We start from the raw sequence: 341 nt of genomic DNA, 5'->3' as shown, positions 1-341 counted from the left end.
CTGAGCCACTCCAGCGTCCAGGCCGCGCCCGAGCGCTCCTGCTCATGCACCAGCGCCTGATGCATGCCGGAAAGCTGCGCGGCATTGAACCGCGCCAGCGCGACCAGCGCCTCCGCCTTCACCGGGTTCTGCTTGTGCGGCATGGCCGACGAGCCGCCGCCACCGGACAATTTGATGTCGGAGCCCGCCAGCGCCATCAGCGCGACATCCTGCCCGAACTTGCCGAGGCTGCCGGTCACCAGCGACAGCCAGCCGGCGAACTCGGCCAGCGCGTCGCGCTGGCTGTGCCATTGCGGCGCATCGGCAAGACCGAGCTTCCCGGCAAGCGCGGTGCGCACGGC

At 70.7% G+C, this 341-nt stretch carries 1 protein-coding gene; it reads right to left on the bottom strand.

The annotated features are described in order from the left end of the window. On the bottom strand, positions 1-341 hold a 341-nt coding region (locus EN851_RS34760; RefSeq protein WP_245520896.1), incomplete at both ends, for a lyase family protein.

Origin of the sequence: Mesorhizobium sp. M8A.F.Ca.ET.208.01.1.1, from assembly GCF_004791315.1 — a bacterium.
Classification (GTDB): Bacteria; Pseudomonadota; Alphaproteobacteria; order Rhizobiales; family Rhizobiaceae; genus Mesorhizobium.
The sequence above is the reverse complement of the archived record's forward strand: the minus strand, read 5'-3'. Positions and strand labels throughout refer to the sequence as shown.